The sequence below is a fragment of the Nocardia araoensis NBRC 100135 genome (genome assembly GCF_000308435.1).
Classification (GTDB): domain Bacteria; phylum Actinomycetota; class Actinomycetes; order Mycobacteriales; family Mycobacteriaceae; genus Nocardia; species Nocardia araoensis.
Window position 1 is genome coordinate 18,420 of sequence record NZ_BAFR01000011.1, and the last position, 18,902, is coordinate 37,321.

An 18,902-nucleotide genomic window follows, 5' to 3' on the forward strand; every position below is an offset into this window, starting at 1 on the left:
AAGCCGTGCCGGTATGAATCGCGAAGGCCCTTCGGCCGTGCGCGTACCGTTCGGTAGTGCGAGGGTCGGCCCGACGGCCGAGGTCGCCCCCCGCTGAGGCTCCGCAGGCGTGATCGAGGACATGGACAACCGCGGGAGGTCTTATGACGTTCGCCGAGTTCGATCGAACGACCGCCACGTCAACGACCTTCTGCGGGTCGCTTCGGTCGCCTGATCGCGCAGCGCCGCAGGCTCGGCTTGGGAGCGGCTCGTGGTGACATTGGACCGGTTGGCGAATGTGCTGAGTGGCTACGGAATCCGCTTGCGGTTGGGTTCGGTGCCCCGGTCCACCCGACTGCGCAGCGTGGTGATCCACGGGGCCGATCAGGACCCTATGGAAGCGGGCGACGTACTGCTGGGGATCGGGGCGCGCTCGGTGCCGGAGGTGGTGGAATGGGCGGTCTCGGCGGGTGCTGTCGTCGCGCTCTTTCGTGGGGGTGTGGAGACCGAGCACGAGCCGGATATCGATGGCGTGGCGGTGCTCGTGGTCGATCCCGCGGTGGCATGGAGCGAGCTGGCCGCGGTGGTCTACGGGCTGGTGCTGGAAGGACGCGAGACCGAGGCCGGTCGCGGTCCGACCGATTTGTTCGCCTTGGCCGACAGCGTGGCCGACGCTGTCGGGGGCGCGGTGACGATCGAGGACCGGCGGTCTCGGGTGCTGGCGTATTCGAAACCGAAGCAGCACCTCGATCCCGCCCGCGTCGAGACGATCCTCGGTAGGGAGATGCCGACGTGGTTGCGGGCACTGTTGGACGCGCGGGGTGTCTTCGCGCATTTGGCCGCCTCGGATGAGCCGTTGTTCGTCGTCCCGGACGCCGAACGCGGTGTGACGGGGCGGATGGTGGTGGCCGTGCGTGTGGGCAGGCAGCTGCTGGGGTCGATATGGGTGTCGTGCCCGGCGCCGTTGCGCGGCGCACGGCGCGCGGCCCTGGCCGACGGTGCGCGCACGGTGGCCTTGCACCTGTTGCGGTCGCGGGCCAGCGCGGACCTGGAGCGTCAGGTGGAAGCCGATCTGGTCATCCGTCTACTGGAGGGCGCGGCGGACGCGGCGACGGTGGCCAGCAGACTTGGGCTGGCGCCGGAGAACCTGCGGGTGATCGCGCTGCGGGATCGAAGCGCGGACGAGCGGCACGCCGCGCTGCTGTTGATCTTCGAGCGAGCGACGACCGGATTCGGCTGGTCCCGTTCGACCCGCAGCGCCTTGGTCGGCGACACCGTCTACACCGTGCTCCCCGCTGATTCCGCTGCGGCAGCACGCCGCTGGGTCGGTGAGTTACAGGACGCGCTGCCCATGGGGATGACATTGGCGGCCGGCATCAGCGGTCTCGCACGGTCCACGGAGTTGGCGTCGGCGCGCCGAGAAGCCGACGAGTGCATGGCGCTGCACGAGGCCCGGCCCGCGGCGGCCCCGTCTCCCGCCTACGACGAGTCGTGGGACGAGATCCTGCTACAGCGATTGCGCACCGCAGGACTCTCCGGACGCACCCCTGCGCGGGGACCGGTGTCGGAATTACGGCGCTACGACCGCGTGCACTCCACCCAGTACGTGGCTACGCTGCGCGCCTGGTTGCAGGCGCAGGGCGACTCCGCCCAGGCAGGCGCGCAGCTCGGTGTGCACGAGAACACCGTCCGCAACCGGTTGCGCAAGATGGCGGAGGTGACCGATCTCGGCTTGGATGATCCCCGCAAACGTCTCGCCATGATGATCGAACTCGCCGTCGCCGACACCGACTGACCCGGCCCGCTGTGCCGTCGCCACAAATCTCCGCTCTCCGATTGTTCGATCAGCGCAACCGATCGCCTCGCCGCCACGCCACCATGGGGTTGAGCCAGGAAGGAGGTATCGGAGTGAGGAACATGCAGGTACGTGAGGTGATGCGGAGACCGGTCACCACCGTCCGGCGCGAGGACACGGCGCGCGAGGCGGCGCTGATGCTCGCCGAACTGCGGTACGCGGCGCTGCCCGTGCTCGACGGAGACGACCGCCTCATCGGAATGCTCACCAGCGGCGACCTCTTGCGGTCCGGAGAACTCGACGACGCGGTCGGCGCGGTGATGACCACGCCAGCGGTGTCCCTGCCCCAGAACGCGGTACTGGCCGAGGTGATGAGCAGGCTGCTGACCCACGGACTACGCAGTCTGCCGGTCGTCGACGCCGAGGACCGCGTGGTCGGCATGGTCAGCCGCGGCGACGCGCTGCGGCTCATGCTCACCCCGGACGACGCGCTCGCGGCCGATGCGCAGCGCCTGCTCGATCAATACCGCGGCGCGCGGCGCTGGCAGGTCACCGTCGACGACGGCGACGCCACCGTCTCCGGCCGGTTCGCCGACGAATCCGAACGACGCATCGCCGTCGCCTTGACCCGCACCGTGCCCGGCATCCGCACCGCGAGCATCGCGCTCACACCCGCCGCGGCCGAGCATTGACCATCAACCAACCCTGGAGTCGACGATGACCCACGCATACCCCGTCCAACGCGCGAGCCTCAGCGAACACCTACCCGTGCTGCGCGCCGCACTCGAGCAGCAACGCCGCTTCCGCCTGCAACAGCTGGCCGAACTCCAAGCCGAGCTCGACCGCGCAGGTGAACCCGCCGACGCGGCTGACGCGGCCAGACACGAGGTCGACGGCAAACTGGCCGCGGCGGCGCGGCAAGCGCCGGCCGACATCGAGGCCGCTCTCCTGCTCATCGCCGCCGGACGTTACGGCCGCTGCCGACGCTGTCACGCCGAGATCCCGATTCGGCTGCTGCGCACCATTCCCACTACACAGTGGTGCTTGCGGTGCCATCGGCATCTCTCGTCCGCCGACGGGTCCCGCGTGATACGGGGGCAGCGGCCTGCGCGCCGCTCCCGATCGCCGCGCCGCGGCCTGCCGACGAAACGAGAGGCGCTCGCATGCCGCTGACCGTCGATGCTCCCGGACGGCACCTGCCGGAGTCGCCCGCACCGGCACCAACGGCCGGTTTCCGGCCGGGTCGGACGCGGCCCGGCCGGGAGCCGCTGGGGTGAAGCTGTGTAGGGATTCCTCAGGCGGGCCGGAACCGCAGTTCGACATCGCCGAGGACCGGCGCGTCGTCGCGTTCGACCACGGTCGCGGCGATGGTGAGCCGGTCCTCCTGGCGCCAGATCCGGACGCGGATCGTCTCGCCCGGGTAGAGCACTCCGGCGAACCGGGCACGGAAACCGGTGACGCGGCTCGCGTCGGAGTTGAGCACGACATCGGTCGCGGTCTTGCAGACGATGCCGTAGGTGCACAACCCGTGCAGGATGGGCGCGGGGAACCCGGCCGCGCGGGCGAATTCGGGGTCGGAGTGCAGCGGGTTGCGGTCGCCGGACATCCGGTAGAGCAACGCCTGCTGCGGCAGCGTCGGCGTGGTGACGTCGAAATCCGGAGCGCGATCGGGCAATTCGGTCTTGGTGCTCGGTCCGCGCTCGCCGCCGAAGCCGCCCTCGCCCTTGGCGAAGATCGAGGAGCGCTCGGTCCACAGCGGCGCGCCGTCGGAGCCGGTGACGGTGTGCTCCTGCACGATGACCGCCGCCGAGCCCTTGTCCCAGATCTCAGCGATCCGGCTGACCTTGGTCGCTTTGCCCGCCGCCGGGATCGGCCGGTGCACCTCGACCTCCTGATGGCCGTGCACCACCTTCGCCAGGTCGATCTCGACGCCGGGGAAGCTCACCTTGGGCGGCTCGGTCTCGTGCACGGTCGCCGCCACGGTGGCGAAGGTGGGCAGCACCTGCGGTTCCCGATCGTCGAGATAGCGCAGCTCGGCCGCGTCGGTCCAGCGTGTACCCGCGCCGAGGCCCAGCTGATAGAGCTGTACGTCCGACGGGGTCCAGGCGAACTCCCGGCTCGGCAGTTGCGCGCCGAGCGCGATCTTCGGGTCGATGGGCATCAGTTCTCCTTGTGCATGAATGTGGATGGATCCGGATCTACCGCGCCGCGTCCGGGGCCGCGCCGGGAATCGATGCGCCTTCGGCTCGATCCTGCTCGGCGCGACCGCGGCTGGCCAGTGCGCCGCCCGGTCGGTGGGATGGGTGAGTGGCTCGCGCTCTGCCGCGCCCCGCACTTCGTTCTGCGTTCCTGTCGCCGTAGCGGCGGGCTTCCTTCGGCGAGATGGGCGCGCGGTGCGGGACGGATCCAGCGCGACCCGCACCGCTTCGAACGTCAGGCCTCTACGGCGGCGACTGCGGACTGGCCGTTCTTGCGCTTGGCGATGTCCAGTACCGCGAGGTAGCCGAAGGTGATCGCGGGGCCGATCGTGGCGCCGGGCCCGGCGTAGGTGTGGCCCATCACCGGTGTGGAGCAGTTGCCGGAGGCGTACAACCCCTCGATGGCGCTGCCGTCCTCGCGCAGCACCCGCCCCGCGGTGTCGGCCACCAGCCCGCCCTTGGTGCCCAGATCGCCCGGCACGATCTTGGCGGCGTAGTACGGGCCCTGCACCAGTGCGGCCAGGCACGGGTTGGGCCGCACGGTCGGATCGCCGTAGTACCGGTCGTAGTGGCTGTCGCCGCGGCCGAAGTCCTCGTCCTTCCCGGTCTCGGCGAAGCCGTTGAACCGGGCGACGGTCGCGGCCAACTCGTCGGCGGGCACGCCGATCCGGCCCGCCAGTTCCTCGATGCTGTCGGCCTTGACGATGAAGTCGTTTTCCATCCACCGGGACGGAAAACGCTGACCGGGCTGTAGCCCGGCGAAGATGTAGCGGTTCCGGTAGCGCTGGTCGAACACCAGCCACGCGGGGATGTTCTCGCCCGGCCCCTCACCCTGCCCGTACTCGCCGCCGTACATGGTGTGCACCGCCTCGACGTAAGGAGCGGACTCATTTCCGAATCTCTTGCCGTCGGCGTTCACCATGATGCTGCCGGGCAGGTTCCGTTCGGCCAGCGCGAACCACGGTTTGCCGCCCTTGAAGATGGTCGGCCCCCACCACGCGTCCTCCATGAAACCGATGGCCGCGCCCGCCGCCATGCCCGCTTGGATGCCGTCGCCGGTATTCGCGGCCGCGCCGGTGGTCCACTCGGTGGTGATGGGCTGGCGCTGGTACTTGGTGCGCATTTCCGCGTTGTGCTCGAAACCGCCGCTGCCGAGGACGACGCCGTAGCGGGCGGTGAAGGTGACCGGCTCGCCGTCGTGCAGCGCCTTGACGCCGGTGACCACGCCGTTCGTCACGACGAGGTCGGTCATCGGGGTGTTCAGCAACAGCGGCACGTTCGCGTCCATGAGCCCCTTGCGCATGCCCGCGATGATGGCCTGCCCCATGCCGACGATGTGTTTGCGGGTGAACTTGGCCCAGTAGGTGCGCGCGCCGACGCGCATCGCCCGGAGCATGCCTTTCGGATGACGTCGAATCAGGTTGAGCCGGACGAAATCGGCCTGCATCACCACCACGTTCAGCGGAGCCTTCGCGTACGGCGGCTCCAGGTTGAACCGCTCTTCGCCGAGGATCTTCGTGTCGAACGGCTTGGGCTCGCACGAGCGCCCCTGGGGTCGCCCGCCCGGCGCCTCCGGGTGGTAGTCGGAGTAGCCGGGCACCCACGTCATCTTCAGCGGCGAATGATCCAGCACGAAATCCATCGCTTCGGCCCCGCGATCGATGAAGGTGTCGATCCGTTCGGCGGGCACGGCGTCGCCGATGATGCTGTGCAGGTAGATACGCGCGTCCTCGCGGTCGTCGGGCCGACCGGACGCGCGCAGCGCCTTGTTGCCCGGGATCCACACGCCGCCGCCGGAGCGCGCGGTCGACCCGCCGTAGTGCGCGGCCTTCTCGATGACCACCACGCTCAGGCCGTTGTGGGCCGCGGTGAGGGCGGCGGTCATGCCGGCGGCGCCGCTGCCGACCACCACCACGTCGTATTCCCGATCAGTCATGTAGAACACGTTATAGAATGGACGCGCCATTGGTCTATGTTGTGTGGCAGAAGACTTGCTCGACGTTCCGTTTGTCGAGGAAACTTGTTTCAGTTTCAGACCGGAGTTAAGAACATGGGCCTCGAATGGGACCTGGCCACCGACGTTGTCGTGGTCGGATACGGCGCCGCGGGGGCGGCGGCCGCGCTGGAAGCGACCGAGGCGGGCGCGCAGGTGCTCGTGCTGGAACGCTTCTCCGGAGGCGGGACGTCGGCGCTGTCCGGCGGCATCATCTACGCGGGCGGCGGCACCTCCGTGCAGCGCGAGGCGGGGGTCGAGGACACCCCCGAGGCGATGTACGCCTACCTCGAGCGCGAGGTCGGCGCCGCGGTCGCCCCCGAGACGCTGCGGCGGTTCGTCGACGAGAGCCCGGAACTGATCGAGTGGCTGAAGGCGCACGGCGTGCCGTTCGAGGCCTCGCTGTGCCCGTACAAGACTTCCTACCCCAACGACCGCTACTACCTGTACTACTCCGGCAGCGAGATCTCCGGCGCGTTCCGCGACATCCCGGCCGCCCAGCGCGGACATCGGGTGAAGGGCAGGGGCACTTCGGGCAAGAAGCTCACCGGTCCGCTCGCCGCCGCCGCGTCCAGGGCGGGCGTGCGCGTGGAAACCCTCACCAGGGTGACCCGATTGATCACCGACGGCGCGGGCGCGGTGATCGGCGTCGAATGCCACACCCTGCGCGACGCGCCGGGCCGGGTCCGCGACCGCTACACCCGCATGGCGAAGGTCGCGGCCAAGCCGGGCATCTACTACCCGCCGCTGCGGCGGGCGCTGGAACAGCGGTTGGACCGGCTGGAACGCCGGTACGGCAGCACGATCCGGGTGCTGGCCCGGCGCGCGGTGGTGCTCAGCGCAGGCGGGTTCATCGCCAATCGCGACCTGGTGCGGCAGTACGCGCCCGCGTTCCACGGCGGTCTCGCCCTCGGCACCACCGGCGACGACGGCAGCGGCATCCTGATGGCACAGCAGGTCGGCGCGGCCGTCGATCACATGGACAACGTCTCCGCGTGGCGATTCCTGCTCCCGCCCAGCGCTTTCACCGCGGCGCTGCTGGTGGACGCCGAAGGCCGCCGGGTGATCGACGAGACGCGCTACGGCGCCGCGGTCGGCAACAAGCTCATCACCGAGCACGACGGCAAGGGGTGGCTGCTGGCCGACGACCCGCTGATGCGCACCGCGATCGGGCAGATCGGCAAGCAGGGCGCCTGGTTCCAGCGCGGGCAGTTCGAGACCATGCGGCGCACCGCGATCCGCGGCGCGACGCTGGAGGAAGCGGCGGCGAAGGCGGGCATCGACCCGGCCGGGCTGCGCGCGACGGTCGACGCGCACAACACCGCGATCGAGACCGGCGCACCCGATCCGGTCGGGAAACCCGCCGAGTTCACCGAACCGGTCCGCACCGGCCCGTTCTGGTTGTTGGATGTGGGCATCAAACCGAGCCTGACCAACCCGTGCCCCATGCTCACCCTCGGCGGCGTCGTCGTGGACGAGCGCACCGGCGCGGTCAAGACGGCCGACGGGGCGGACATCCCGGGGCTCTTCGCGGCCGGACGCACCGCGGTCGGCGTCTGCTCCGAGTCCTATGTCAGCGGGCTGTCGCTCGCCGATTGCGTCTTCTCCGGCCGCAGGGCAGGCCGGTCCGCCGCGGGCGAGCAGGTCTCGGCGCTGGAACAAGCAACTGTGGAAGGGAACTAGCGTGCTGTCGGATGCGGTACGAGCCGAACTGGCCGACGAACTCGAGCGGGCGGAGCGCGACCGGGTGGCGATCGATCCGTTGATCGCCCGTCACCCTGATATCGACGTGGTCGACGCCTACGAGATCCAGTTGATCAACATCCGGCGCAGGCTGGATGCGGGTGCGCGGGTGGTCGGGCACAAGGTGGGCCTGTCCTCGAAGGCCATGCAGCAGATGATGGGCGTCGACGAGCCCGATTACGGGCATCTGCTCGCGGAAATGGAAGTCTACGAGGACGTTCCGGTCGAAGCGGGCCGGTATCTGTTCCCCCGCGTGGAGGTGGAGGTCGGGTTCGTGCTGGGCGCCGATCTGCCCGGTGCGGAATGCACCGAGGAGGACGTGCTCGCCGCCACGGTCGCCTTCGCGCCCGCGATCGAGTTGATCGACTCGCGGATCAAGGACTGGAACATCGGCTTGGCCGACACCATTTCCGACAACGCGTCTTCGGCCGGTTTCGTGCTCGGCGCGCAGCGGGTCGCGCCGAAGGACATCGACATCAAGGCCATCGACGCGGTGCTCACCCGCAACGGCGAGGTGGTCGCCGAGGGCCGCAGCGACGCGGTGCTGGGCGATCCGGTGATCGCGGTGGCCTGGCTGGCGCGCAAGGTCGCGAGCTTCGGCGTGCGGTTGAAGGCCGGTGACATCGTGCTGCCCGGCTCCTGCACCCGCGCCATCGACGCCCGTCCGGGCGATGAGTTCCATGCCGAGTTCGCCGGACTCGGCTCTGTCCGTCTGCAATTCACCTAGGGAGGCTGTCGTGTCCAACGGGACCGTCACCGCCGCGATCGTCGGGTCCGGCAACATCAGCACCGATCTGCTGTACAAACTGCTGCGTTCGCAGAAGATCCAGCCGCGCTGGATGATCGGGATCGACCCGGACAGCGAGGGCCTGAAGCGGGCGCGCGGACTCGGGCTGGAAACTTCGCACGAGGGCGTGGACTGGCTGCTCGCGCAATCCGAACTGCCCGACCTGATCTTCGAGGCGACCTCGGCGTACGTGCATCGCGCCGCCGCCCCGCGCTACGCCGAGGCGGGTATCCGCGCCGTCGACCTCACCCCGGCCGCCGTCGGCCCCGCCGTGGTGCCGCCGGTGAACCTGGGTGCGAACCTCGACGCGCCGAACGTCAACATGATCACCTGCGGTGGTCAGGCGACGATTCCGATCGTCGCCGCGGTCTCGCGGGTCGTCGCGGTGCCGTACGCGGAGATCGTCGCGTCGGTGTCGTCGGTCTCCGCCGGTCCCGGTACCCGGGCGAACATCGATGAGTTCACCAAGACCACCAGCCGTGGCGTGGAGACCATCGGCGGAGCGCAGCGCGGCAAGGCCATCATCATCCTGAATCCGGCCGAGCCGCCGATGATCATGCGCGACACCATCTTCTGCGCCATCCCCGAGGACGCCGACACCGACGCGATCGCCGACTCGATCCACCGGATGGTCGCCGACATCCAGCAGTACGTGCCTGGCTACCGGCTGCTGAACGAGCCGCAGTTCGACGAGCCGTCGGTGGTCTCCGGCGGCATGGCGAAGGTGTCGGTGTTCGTGGAGGTGGAGGGCGCGGGCGACTTCCTGCCCCCGTACGCGGGCAACCTCGACATCATGACCGCCGCCGCGACGCAGGTCGGCGAGGTCATCGCCGAACAGATCGTCACGGCCCGGGTGTAAGGAGCTTTCGACATGGCCTACTCAGCAGAACTCGACATCCGCGTCACCGACACCTCGCTGCGCGACGGATCCCACCACAAGCGCCACCAGTTCACCGCCACCGAGGTCCGCGACATCGTGGCCGCGCTCGACGGCGCCGGTGTGCCGGTGATCGAGGTGACCCACGGCGACGGACTGGGCGGTTCGTCGTTCAACTACGGTTTCTCCAAGACCCCGGAGCAGGAACTGGTCACCATCGCGGCCGAGACGGCGAAGCGGGCGAAGATCGCCGTGCTGATGCTGCCCGGCGTCGGGGTGAAGGAAGACATCAAGATCTCGCAGGACAACGGCGCGTCCATCTGCCGGATCGCCACGCACTGCACCGAGGCCGACGTGTCGATCCAGCACTTCGGTCTGGCGCGGGAACTCGGGCTGGAGACGGTCGGGTTCCTGATGATGTCGCACACCCAGCCGCCGGAGGTGCTGGCCAAGCAGGCGCGCATCATGGCCGACGCGGGCTGCCAGTGCGTCTACATCGTCGACTCGGCCGGGGCGCTGGTGCTCGAGCAGGTCTCCGACCGGGTCGCGGCGCTGGTGGCCGAACTCGGCGACGACGCGCAGGTCGGCTTCCACGGCCACGAGAACCTGGATCTGGCCGTCGCCAACTCGATCTACGCCATCCGTGCCGGCGCGAAGCAGATCGACGGCAGCGCGCGACGTTTCGGCGCGGGCGCGGGCAACACGCCGGTCGAGGCGCTGGTCGGCGTGTGCGACAAGCTGGGCGTGAAGACCGGCATCGATTTCTTCGCCATCGCCGACGCCGCCGAAGACGTCGTCCGCCCGGCGATGCCGCAGGAATGCCTGCTCGATCGCCAAGCCCTGATGATGGGCTACGCGGGCGTCTACTCCAGCTTCCTCAAGCACGCCGAACGGCAAGCCGAGCGTTACGGCGTCTCGGCCGCCGAGATGCTCGTGCGCGCGGGCAAGCGCAAGCTGGTCGGCGGGCAGGAGGATCAGCTCATCGACATCGCGCTGGAATTGCAGCGGGAGAAGGCGACCGTCACCGCCTGACCGGACGGATGAAGCGGGCCGCGAACGAAATCACGTTCGCGGCCCGCTCTGCCCAGAACACCGAGAGCCAGTTCCATCGCGAACTCCTCTACGGTCGCGCTACCCGGTTCGGTGGGTCGAGGGCAGCGGCAGTGCCGGCATCAGGCACAGCAATACCGCAAATCCGAGCGAAGTTTCGATGTCGGAGGCGAGCAGCCTTGCGCCTCGAACGGCGTCATCCATGTCCACGGCTACGCCAGAACCTCGGCGACGAAGTCGAGCACATCCGGCCAGGCGGCTCCGACGATCCCTTCGTGATCGGTGTCGTAGCTGTGGAACTCGTATCTCGTTCCGGCGAGTGTGTATTGGGCGAGCAACAACCGGGTGAGCGCGATGGGAACGACGTTGTCGGCGGTGCCGTGCGCGATGAACACCGGGCCGCGGTAGCCCGAGGTCGGTACCGCCAGGTAGCGGGTGAGGGCGTCGGCCAACGGGCTGACCGCCACCGGTCTCCGGAGCATCGATCCGAGCGGTAAGCCCCGGACCGCCGCCTGCCATTCCCGTTGGCACCGACCGTCGATCCGAGCCAGCGCGTCCGCGCCAACGGGTGTGAGTACGTCCGCCACCGCGTCGGGTGCGACGAGACGCATCCCGTTCAGCATGGCGGTGAACAGGGCGGTGGAGCCTTCGAAGCCGGGGACCTGCGGCACATACGGCCCGGCCACGGCGAGCACTCCCTCGATATTGGACGGCGGCGCGAGCGCCGCGGTGCCCCGGAATTCGAGTTCGGGAGCGTAGCTGTCGGCGATGCCGCCGGTGTTGAGCGCGGCGTGCCCACCCTGTGACACGCCGGCTACCGCCCACCTGCCCGCGAGCGTGGTGTCGACGTGGCGGGCGGCACGGACCAGATCGACGGTCGCCGTGGCTTCGGTGCGCGACTGGAGATAGGGATGCGTGGTGGCCGCGCCCACGCCGAGACCGACGTAATCCGGCGCGACGACCGCATAGCCCCGCTCCAGCAGTTGCTGGACGATGGGCGCGTCGTATCGCGGGTTCGCGCTGATCCCGCACGAAGCGCCGAGTCCGCTGGTCCCGTGCTCCCAGGCGACGATCGGCCAGCCGCCCGCGGGCGGTGTTCCGGCCGGTGTCGCGAGCACGCCGGTCGCCGTCGTCGGCGCGCCGGTCGGGCCCTCGGTGACGTACTCGATGAAACGGGCGGACTCGATACCGCCCCATCCGCCCGGAAACCCGTGCGAGCCGACCACCGAGCCCGGTTCCGCTGTCGGCCACGCGGTCTCGTCGGCGTGCGCGGCCGTTCCCGCCGCGGCAATACCGAGCACGGCGAGCGAGCAGAGCACCAACGCCATCGCGCGCTGCGGCTTCGGTATGGCGGCGGCAGGGTGGAACCAGTTGGCGAACATCGGCTTCCTCCGCAGACCCGACCCGAAGTGCACTGCTGCACTGAATATTCCAGCTTACGGCGAGTACCGGTCACAGTGGGTTCGCGCTCGGCAAATCAACGACCGCCATCGAGTATCTGATACTCGTCTGCCCGTGCTCAACTCGCGCGGAGGAGGGCGATCAGCTCTTCGGCCGGAATGGTTTGCGGGCGGTCGCTGACCTGGCCGTCTCCGAGTTCGACCAGGCGCCAGGTCCGGTCGTCGCGTAGTGCGAAGTCGGCCGTGACGAAGGGGAGGCCGAGGGCGGTGATGGCGTCCTCGACGGTGGCCGGATCGAAAGCGACGGTGGGCATTTCCTCCGGGGTGTCCGGGTGCGGGCCGATCAACCGGCACTTGCCGTCCACCCACCAGGTGCGGACTTCGGCCGACCGGAAATGCTCGAAGCGGCGCAGGACGAATCCACCGGTCAGGTCTTCGCCGCGGAGTTCACGGAATCTGGTCGCCACGCGCCAGGCGGAGTCCTGGTCCGCCACGTCGGGGATGAAGGCCGCTTCGTGCCAGTAGTGCTTCATCGACTTGGTGTAGTCGCGCAGGACGACGGGGCCTGTTCCCAGCTCTCGGCATGCGTGATCGAATGCGGCGCGATCGTTCCCTGTGGTCCATACCGATCGCGGAGTCAGCTCGGCGAGTGCGGAATACCAGCCTGGCAACTCGTGCGCGCGCCGATACTGCTCGGCGTTCGTGCGGAGCGTGACGTCCCGCTGCCGCAAGCTCCGGTCGAATGCGGCGTACTGCTCGCTGCGCAACATCCAGCCGCGATAAACAGCCGCGCCGCCCGTCCGGACACGGTCGACGGCCTCGTCCGCGCCACCAGCACGGGCCAACGCGTCGTGATCGACCACAGCGACTTCTATCCCGGCGGCACGAGCGGCATCCGCCTCCGCGGCGAAATGCGCATCGACGCGTCGGGGGCGAAGCACATCGGCCGGAACAAGCAGCAGCACAACCCATATCCTCGCGTCCGCACACGTGATTCCCAACCGATTTCCGCCGCTTGTCGATGTGTACTCGACTGCCTTTGAAATGGGGCCCCACTACGCGGCCGACTGATTCAACTCATCGAGCATGCGCCGCACCTGTCCGGCCCGCTCGGCGGAACTCCGCGTCTTCATCAGCCGCAGGAAGTACGCGTACCGCGCGGTGCGATCGAGCTGCTCGAATCTCTCCTGTGCGCCGGGATTCGCGCTGAGCGCTTCGAGCAAGTCGGCCGGGCAGGTGGCGGTCCGCTGACCTTCGTAGGCGGACGCCCAGCGCCCATCGGACTGCGCGGCGGCGATGGCCGCGAAACCGGGAGCCCGCATGCGACCCGCGGCGATGAGCGCTTCGGCTTTGGCGACATTGATCCGCGACCACGGGCTCCTCGGACGGCGCGGCGAGTACCGCTGAAGGTAGTGCTCGGCGTCGAGGCCGCGGCGGTGACTGTCGATCCAGCCGAAGCAGAGCGCGCCGTCGAGCGCCTCGCTGTGGCTGATCGTCCTACCAGCCGCCCCTTTCTTGGCGATCTTCAGCCAGACATCGGAGGCTTCGTCGTGATTGGCCGCGAGCCACTCCTCCCACTGCGCGACATCGCCACAAGTAAGGATTCTTGTCCCATCGAACCGACCCACGATGCCCTCCAAAAGATGCGGTGCTGCTGCCTGCACACCTCATCCTCCGCCCCAAAGTGCTCATCAATTGAGCACTTCACGAGTGGCACATGAGCGTGCGGGTATCTCGGGTTTCGCCGCGCTCATGCACCACTCGCGAAGCAGGGCGGGTGTCGCTGCCCCGGTACGTTGAAGCCGTGGCGGCGATGATCGCGAGGCCACTCGGATCGTCGCGGTCTGCTTCGCAACCGTCGAGAGGAGAAACGAATGACCATCGACATTCGCAAGGTGACCGTCCTCGGCACCGGGGTGCTCGGTTCTCAGATCGCATTCCAGACCGCCTTCCGCGGTTTCGAGGTGACGGCATACGACATCGACGACAAGGCGTTGGCCGCGGCCAGGGAGCGACTCGACAAGCTCGCAGCGGTCTACCGCGAGCAGGTACCCGGCGGCGGGGACGGGAAGGCTGAGCAGACGGCGGCAAGTATCGCGCTCGATTCCGACCTGGCTCGAGCGGTGCAGGACGCGGACCTGGTCATCGAGGCCATTCCCGAGGTGCTGAGCATCAAGCAGCAGACCTACGAGCAGCTCGGCCGGGTCGCACCGGAGCGCACGATCTTCGCCACCAACTCCTCCACCCTGCTGCCCAGCGCCATGAAGGACTTCACCGGCCGCCCGGACCGATTCCTCGCGCTGCACTTCGCTAATCAGGTGTGGCACTTCAACACGGCCGAGATCATGGGCACCGCCGACACCGACCCGAACGTGTACCAGGCCGTGGTCGACTTCGCCTCCGAGATCGGCATGGTGCCGATCGAAATCCACAAGGAAAAGGCCGGTTACGTCCTGAACTCGCTGCTGGTGCCGTTGCTCAACGCAGGCATGAGCCTGGCGGCGGGCGGTTACGCCGATCCCGAAGCGGTGGACAAGACCTTGGCAGATCGGCACCGGCGCCCCGGCCGGGCCGTTCCGCATCCTCGACATCATCGGACTGACCACGCCGTACAACATCCTCGTCAACAACGAGGACGAGGACTCCCAACGGCTGGCCCAGTGGTTGAAGGAGAACTACATCGACAAGGGCAAGCTCGGCATCGCCACCGGAGAGGGCTTCTACAAGTACTGATTCGGCGAGGGGGCAACATACGCCGGCATTATGCGCTAGACCGCGACGACCTCGAGCATGCTTTCCAGACCCCGGAAATCCGCGCTGTTGCGGGTGTACAGCGGTAACCCACGTGCGGATGCGATCGCCGCTATGAGCAGATCCATTCGGCGCGGCCGCGGGTCGCGTTTCGCTGCCAGGGTGAGTGCTACCAGGGTGCCGTAGCGTGTCGCGGCGTCTTCGTCGAAGGGCAACGGATCGAAATCCACGATGGCGGCGCCGAGTTGCTCGGATCGGGCGGATCGGGTGGCAGCGTCGTTCGCCATGGCGACGCCTTGGTGCAATTCGGCCAGCGTGATCGCCGTTATCTCGCATATCTCCGGCAAAGACGCAGGATCGAGCGCGTACAGGTCGATGTAGGTGCAGGTGTCCAATACGCCTGATGCGTGCCGCCGCTCGGTCATGAACGCGAACCCCAAGCGTCGTCGTCGCCGACTCGATCCTCTGTTCCGAAGAAATCGTCGGCCTCTCGCCGCATGCGGGCATAGTCGACACGCGGGAGTTTGCGATGCCGTTCGACGAGTTCTTCCGCCGTTCGACGGCGCTTTCGGCCGACCGGTCGCACTTCGGCGACCTCGACCCCATTGCGGGTCACGCGAAAGGTCTCCCCGGCCTCGACGGCATCCATGACTGCCGCTGAGTTGTTGCGGAACTCACGCTGCGTGATCACCTTCATAGCGTGATTGTAGCTCGGTGTAGCGCGTGGAGCTACAGGTGCTGCTTGATGCTGCGAAGCATTACAACCAAGTGTCCAACGTCGTCGTCGTAAGGAAGTGCTCCAGGTCCGCGCGCCACGGGGCCGGGGTGGTCTTCTCCGGTTCGATGGCGGTGTACTGGCCCCGGTAGAACAGCAGCGGACGGCCGGTGGTGGTCGTTTCGGAGAGGGCTTGGACCCGCCCGATCACGATGTAGTGGTCGCCGCCGTCGACGACGTTGTCGACCTTGCACTCGATGGTGGCCAGCGCCTCGTCCAGGACCGGGAGTTCCAGGTCGGAGGTGTGCCAGGTCGCGCCGGCGAACTTGTCGGGTTCGCGGGAACCGAAGCGGGCGCACAGTTCGCGCTGCTGTTCGGCGAGGACGTTCACGCAGAAGCGCCCGGATTTCTCGATCGCCGTCCAGGAGCGGGACGCCTTGGTGGGGCAGAACAGCACCAGGGGCGGTTCGAGGGAGAGGGCGGCGAAGGATTGGCACGCGAAGCCGATCGGCACCCCGTCGTCGTCGAAGGTGGTGATCACGGTGATGCCGGTGCAGAACTGTCCCAGCACATTCCGGAACTGCCGTGGATCGATCTCGGATCCGTCCGCGGTCATCGTTTCGCTCGCCCTCTCGGTCACTGCTGCCGCTGTCCGACGGTGAAGTCGTGGCCCCACAGGCTCACCGCGGTGGATTCCCGCGCGATCCAGTCGTGGTCGTCCACTTCCAGGCCCTCGCAGCCGAATTCGACGTCGAACCCGCCCGGTGTCTTCATGTAGAAGGAGAGCATCTTGTCGTTGACGTGCCGTCCCAGCGTCGCCGACATCTTGACCTTCTTGCGCAGCGCGCGGTCCAGGGTCAGCCCGACGTCGTCGGCGTTCTCCACCTCGAGCATCAGGTGCACGATGCCGCTCGGCGTCGGCATGGGCAGGAACGCCAGCGAGTGGTGACGCGGGTTGCAGCCGAAGAAGCGCAACCAGGCGGGCTCGCCGTCGGCCGGGCGACCGACCATCTGCGGTGGCAGCCGCATCGAGTCGCGCAGCCGGAAGCCGAGCACGTCGCGGTAGAACTCCAGCGCCGCCTTGTCGTCCTTGGTGCTGAGCACCACGTGCCCGAGCCCCTGCTCCTCGGTGACGAATTTGTGCCCGTAGGGACTGACCACCCGGCGATGCTCCAGCGCGGCGCCGTGGAAGGCCTCGAGCGTGTTGCCGGAGGGGTCGTCGAAGGTGATCAGCTCGTACACCCGGCGATCGGCGAGCTCGGCTGCCGTGCCCTCCTTGTAGGGCACGCCCGCCGCGTCCAAGCGGTTGCGGACGTCCTGCAACTCCTCGGCGTTGGCCGTCTCCCAGCCCGAGACCTGCAATCGGTCCTTCTCCCCGGGGACGATCACCAGCCGGGCCGGGAACTCGTCCATGCGCAAGTACAGCGATTCGGGGTCGGTGCCCTTGCCCTCGACCATGCCGAGGACCTTCAGGCCGTACTCCCGCCAGGCGGCCATGTCGGTCGCCTCGATACGCAGATATCCCAGTGAGCGGATGCCCATCACTTCTCCTTGACGCCCGCGAGGAAATCGATCGCGAGCCGGTTGAACTCGTGGAACTTCTCCAGCTGTGCCCAGTGCCCGCAGCCGCCGAAGACGTGCAGTTGCGCGCGCGGGATCACCTTGGTCGCCACCAGCGCGCCGTCGAGCGGGTTGACCCGGTCCTCGCGGCCCCAGATCAGCAGCACCGGCTGACGCAGCTTGTAGGCGTCGCGCCAGAGCATGCCCTTCTCGAAGTCCGCGCTCGCGAACGACTTGCCCATCGCCCTGGTCGCGGCCAGCGCCTCGGGCGTGCTCGCCGAGGCGAACCGCTCCTCGATCAACTCCTCGGTGATCAGCGACTGGTCGAAGACCATGATGCGCAGGAATGCCTCCAGGTTCTCCCTGGTCGGCTCGAAATTGAACTTGGAGAGCAGCTTCACGCCCTCGGTGGGATCGGGCGCGAACAGGTTGGTGCTCAGCCCGCCCGGCCCCATCAGGATCAGCTTCCCGGCCCGGTCCGGATAGTCCAGTGCGAACCGGACCGCCGCGCCGCCGCCGAGCGAGTTGCCCAGCAGGTGCACCCGGGAGGTGATCTCCAGGTGATCGAGCAGGTCCTTCAGCGCCGAGGCGCTGTGCACGAAGTACTGCGGATGCTCGGTGGGCTTGTCCGAGCGGCCGTAGCCCGGCTGGTCGACCGCGATCACGTGGAAGTGCTCGGCCAGCACCGGGATGTTGCGCGCGAAGTTCGACCACGAGGACGCGCCCGGCCCGCCGCCGTGCAGCAGGACGATCGTCGGCCCCGCGCCGACGCCCGCCTCGTGGTAGTGCAGCCGCAGATCGGGCCGCACCTGCGCGTAGCGCGAGGTCGATTCGGCGGTGAGTTCCGCGGTCGATGTCACCCTCACCCCTCCTAGACCATGCCGTCGGTGACGGGCAGGCCGAACTCGTGCGTGCCGTACATCAGGTAGGCGCGCTCGGGATCATTGGCCGCGTGCACCCGGCCCGCGTGCGCGTCGCGCCAGAAGCGTTGCAGCGGCGTGCCGTTGGCCAGCGCGGTGGCTCCGGAGCTCTCGAACAGCTTGTCGATCGCGGCGATCGAGCGGCCGGTGGCGCGCACCTGGTCGCGCCGGGCCCGCACGCGCAGGTCGAACGGGATCTCCTTGCCCGCGGCCAGCAGCGCGTACTCGTCGGCGACGTTGCCCGACAGCTGCCGCCACGCGGCGTCGATGTCGCTGGCGGCCTCGGCGATGCGCACCTTGGCGAACGGGTCCTCCTTGGCCTTCTCGCCCGCGTAGGCCGCGCGCACCCGCTTGCCCTGGTGCTCGACGTGCGCCGCGTAGGCGCCGTAGGCCATGCCGACGATCGGAGTGGAGATGGTGGTGGGATGGATTGTGCCCCAGGGCATCTTGTAGACCGGATCGGTATTCTGCTCCAGACCGGGCGATTTCAGTTCGCTCATGGCACGGAAGCTGAGGAACCGGTGCGAGGGCACGAAGACGTCCTTCACCACGACGGTGTTGGAGCCGGTGCCGCGCAGGCCGACCACGTTCCACACGTCGTCGATGCGGTAGTCGTCGCGCGGAATGAGGAAGCTGCCGAAGTCCACCGGCTTGCCGTCCTTGATCACCGGGCCGCCGAGCACCGCCCAGGTGGCGTGATCGCAGCCGGACGACCAGGCCCACGCGCCGTTGACAAGGTAGCCGCCGTCGACGACCGTGCCAGCGCCCATGGGCGCGTAGGAGGAGGAGATCCGCACTTCGGTGTCCTCGCCCCAGACGTCTTCCTGCGCCTGCTGCGCGAACAGCGCGAGGTGCCAATTGTGCACCCCGACAATGCCCGCCACCCAGCCGGTGGAGCCGCACGCGCTGGCGATCTTGCGCACGGTGTCGTAGAAGACCACCGGATCGGCGGCGTGACCGCCCCACTGCTTGGGCTGGAGCAACCGGAAGAAGCCGGTCTCCTGCAACGCCTTCATGCTTTCGTCGGGGATGCGCCGCAGGTCCTCGGCCTCCTGTGCGCGTTCGCGCAACGTCGGCAACAGCGCTTCGACCCGTTCGGTCACTTCTTGCGTCATCTCGGGACCTGCTCCTGCC

At 68.4% G+C, this 18,902-nt stretch carries 18 protein-coding genes and 1 pseudogene; 8 read left to right on the top strand and 11 right to left on the bottom strand.

Annotated features, from left to right (window positions below; genetic code table 11):
- Positions 1-250 precede the first annotated feature (250 nt).
- The 3 genes from ON21_RS02200 to ON21_RS38060 all read left to right on the top strand — a co-directional run bounded on the left by ON21_RS02200 (position 251) and on the right by ON21_RS38060 (position 2,947).
- Complete coding sequence (locus ON21_RS02200) at positions 251-1,774, top strand: PucR family transcriptional regulator (protein WP_039794765.1); 1,524 nt, start codon at positions 251-253, stop codon at positions 1,772-1,774.
- 122 nt (positions 1,775-1,896) lie between these two features.
- On the top strand, positions 1,897-2,466 hold the full coding sequence (locus ON21_RS02205; protein WP_039794767.1) for a CBS domain-containing protein: 570 nt from the start codon (positions 1,897-1,899) through the stop codon (positions 2,464-2,466).
- A gap of 25 nt (positions 2,467-2,491) precedes the next feature.
- Positions 2,492-2,947, top strand: coding sequence for a TraR/DksA family transcriptional regulator (locus ON21_RS38060; protein WP_157170686.1), 456 nt, complete (start codon positions 2,492-2,494; stop codon positions 2,945-2,947).
- Positions 2,948-3,068: 121 nt separating this feature from the next.
- Here ON21_RS38060 and chsH3 read toward each other — a convergent pair whose 3' ends face one another.
- Together chsH3 and kstD are read right to left on the bottom strand one after the other, a co-directional pair.
- Positions 3,069-3,935, bottom strand: coding sequence for an enoyl-CoA hydratase ChsH3 (chsH3, locus tag ON21_RS02215; RefSeq protein WP_039794769.1), 867 nt, complete (start codon positions 3,933-3,935; stop codon positions 3,069-3,071).
- A gap of 272 nt (positions 3,936-4,207) precedes the next feature.
- Positions 4,208-5,917 (bottom strand): 3-oxosteroid 1-dehydrogenase, encoded by a 1,710-nt coding sequence (gene kstD, locus ON21_RS02220; RefSeq protein WP_174372113.1) that lies wholly within the window; start codon positions 5,915-5,917, stop codon positions 4,208-4,210.
- 105 nt (positions 5,918-6,022) lie between these two features.
- Here kstD and ON21_RS02225 point away from each other — a divergent pair, with 105 nt between their 5' ends.
- The 4 genes from ON21_RS02225 to dmpG are packed head-to-tail and all read left to right on the top strand — an operon-like array spanning position 6,023 to position 10,404.
- Entirely contained in the window at positions 6,023-7,648 is a 1,626-nt protein-coding gene (locus ON21_RS02225; RefSeq protein ID WP_039794770.1) for an FAD-binding protein, read from the top strand.
- A 1-nt stretch (position 7,649) separates the two neighbouring features.
- A complete protein-coding gene (locus ON21_RS02230; RefSeq protein ID WP_039794771.1) occupies positions 7,650-8,435 on the top strand; it encodes a 2-keto-4-pentenoate hydratase in 786 nt (261 codons plus the stop codon).
- Between the two features lie 10 nt (positions 8,436-8,445).
- The gene (locus tag ON21_RS02235) at positions 8,446-9,354 is read left to right on the top strand and encodes an acetaldehyde dehydrogenase (acetylating) (protein ID WP_039794772.1); all 909 of its coding nucleotides are present in this window, start codon (positions 8,446-8,448) and stop codon (positions 9,352-9,354) included.
- 12 nt (positions 9,355-9,366) lie between these two features.
- Entirely contained in the window at positions 9,367-10,404 is a 1,038-nt protein-coding gene (dmpG, locus tag ON21_RS02240; RefSeq protein WP_039794773.1) for a 4-hydroxy-2-oxovalerate aldolase, read from the top strand.
- A gap of 230 nt (positions 10,405-10,634) precedes the next feature.
- Here dmpG and ON21_RS02245 read toward each other — a convergent pair whose 3' ends face one another.
- The 3 genes from ON21_RS02245 to ON21_RS02255 form a co-directional block, all read right to left on the bottom strand.
- Positions 10,635-11,804 carry an alpha/beta hydrolase family protein gene (locus ON21_RS02245; protein ID WP_051020208.1) on the bottom strand — a complete coding sequence of 390 codons (1,170 nt, stop codon included), beginning with the start codon at positions 11,802-11,804 and terminating at the stop codon, positions 10,635-10,637.
- A 137-nt stretch (positions 11,805-11,941) separates the two neighbouring features.
- Positions 11,942-12,787 (bottom strand): ATP-grasp domain-containing protein, encoded by an 846-nt coding sequence (locus ON21_RS02250; RefSeq protein ID WP_051020210.1) that lies wholly within the window; start codon positions 12,785-12,787, stop codon positions 11,942-11,944.
- A gap of 90 nt (positions 12,788-12,877) precedes the next feature.
- Positions 12,878-13,450 (bottom strand): YdeI/OmpD-associated family protein, encoded by a 573-nt coding sequence (locus ON21_RS02255; RefSeq protein WP_083880358.1) that lies wholly within the window; start codon positions 13,448-13,450, stop codon positions 12,878-12,880.
- A 246-nt stretch (positions 13,451-13,696) separates the two neighbouring features.
- Here ON21_RS02255 and ON21_RS02260 point away from each other — a divergent pair.
- Positions 13,697-14,555, top strand: a pseudogene (locus ON21_RS02260) (3-hydroxyacyl-CoA dehydrogenase).
- A gap of 35 nt (positions 14,556-14,590) precedes the next feature.
- Here ON21_RS02260 and ON21_RS02265 read toward each other — a convergent pair.
- From ON21_RS02265 to hsaA, 6 genes are all read right to left on the bottom strand, one after another.
- Positions 14,591-14,998, bottom strand: coding sequence for a type II toxin-antitoxin system VapC family toxin (locus ON21_RS02265; RefSeq protein ID WP_039794775.1), 408 nt, complete (start codon positions 14,996-14,998; stop codon positions 14,591-14,593).
- Positions 14,995-15,270, bottom strand: a complete 276-nt coding sequence (locus tag ON21_RS02270; protein ID WP_039794777.1) for a type II toxin-antitoxin system Phd/YefM family antitoxin — start codon at positions 15,268-15,270, stop codon at positions 14,995-14,997. Before ON21_RS02270 ends, ON21_RS02265 begins: the two co-directional genes overlap by 4 nt.
- 61 nt (positions 15,271-15,331) lie before the next feature.
- Complete coding sequence (gene hsaB, locus ON21_RS02275) at positions 15,332-15,904, bottom strand: 3-hydroxy-9,10-secoandrosta-1,3,5(10)-triene-9,17-dione monooxygenase reductase subunit (RefSeq protein ID WP_039794778.1); 573 nt, start codon at positions 15,902-15,904, stop codon at positions 15,332-15,334.
- 20 nt (positions 15,905-15,924) lie between these two features.
- Positions 15,925-16,830 (bottom strand): iron-dependent extradiol dioxygenase HsaC, encoded by a 906-nt coding sequence (gene hsaC / locus ON21_RS02280; protein ID WP_039794781.1) that lies wholly within the window; start codon positions 16,828-16,830, stop codon positions 15,925-15,927.
- Entirely contained in the window at positions 16,830-17,708 is an 879-nt protein-coding gene (gene hsaD / locus ON21_RS02285) for a 4,5:9,10-diseco-3-hydroxy-5,9,17-trioxoandrosta-1(10),2-diene-4-oate hydrolase (RefSeq protein WP_039794783.1), read from the bottom strand. Before hsaD ends, hsaC begins: the two co-directional genes overlap by 1 nt.
- Positions 17,709-17,719: 11 nt before the next feature.
- Entirely contained in the window at positions 17,720-18,883 is a 1,164-nt protein-coding gene (gene hsaA, locus ON21_RS02290; RefSeq protein ID WP_039794786.1) for a 3-hydroxy-9,10-secoandrosta-1,3,5(10)-triene-9,17-dione monooxygenase oxygenase subunit, read from the bottom strand.
- Positions 18,884-18,902 lie beyond the last annotated feature (19 nt).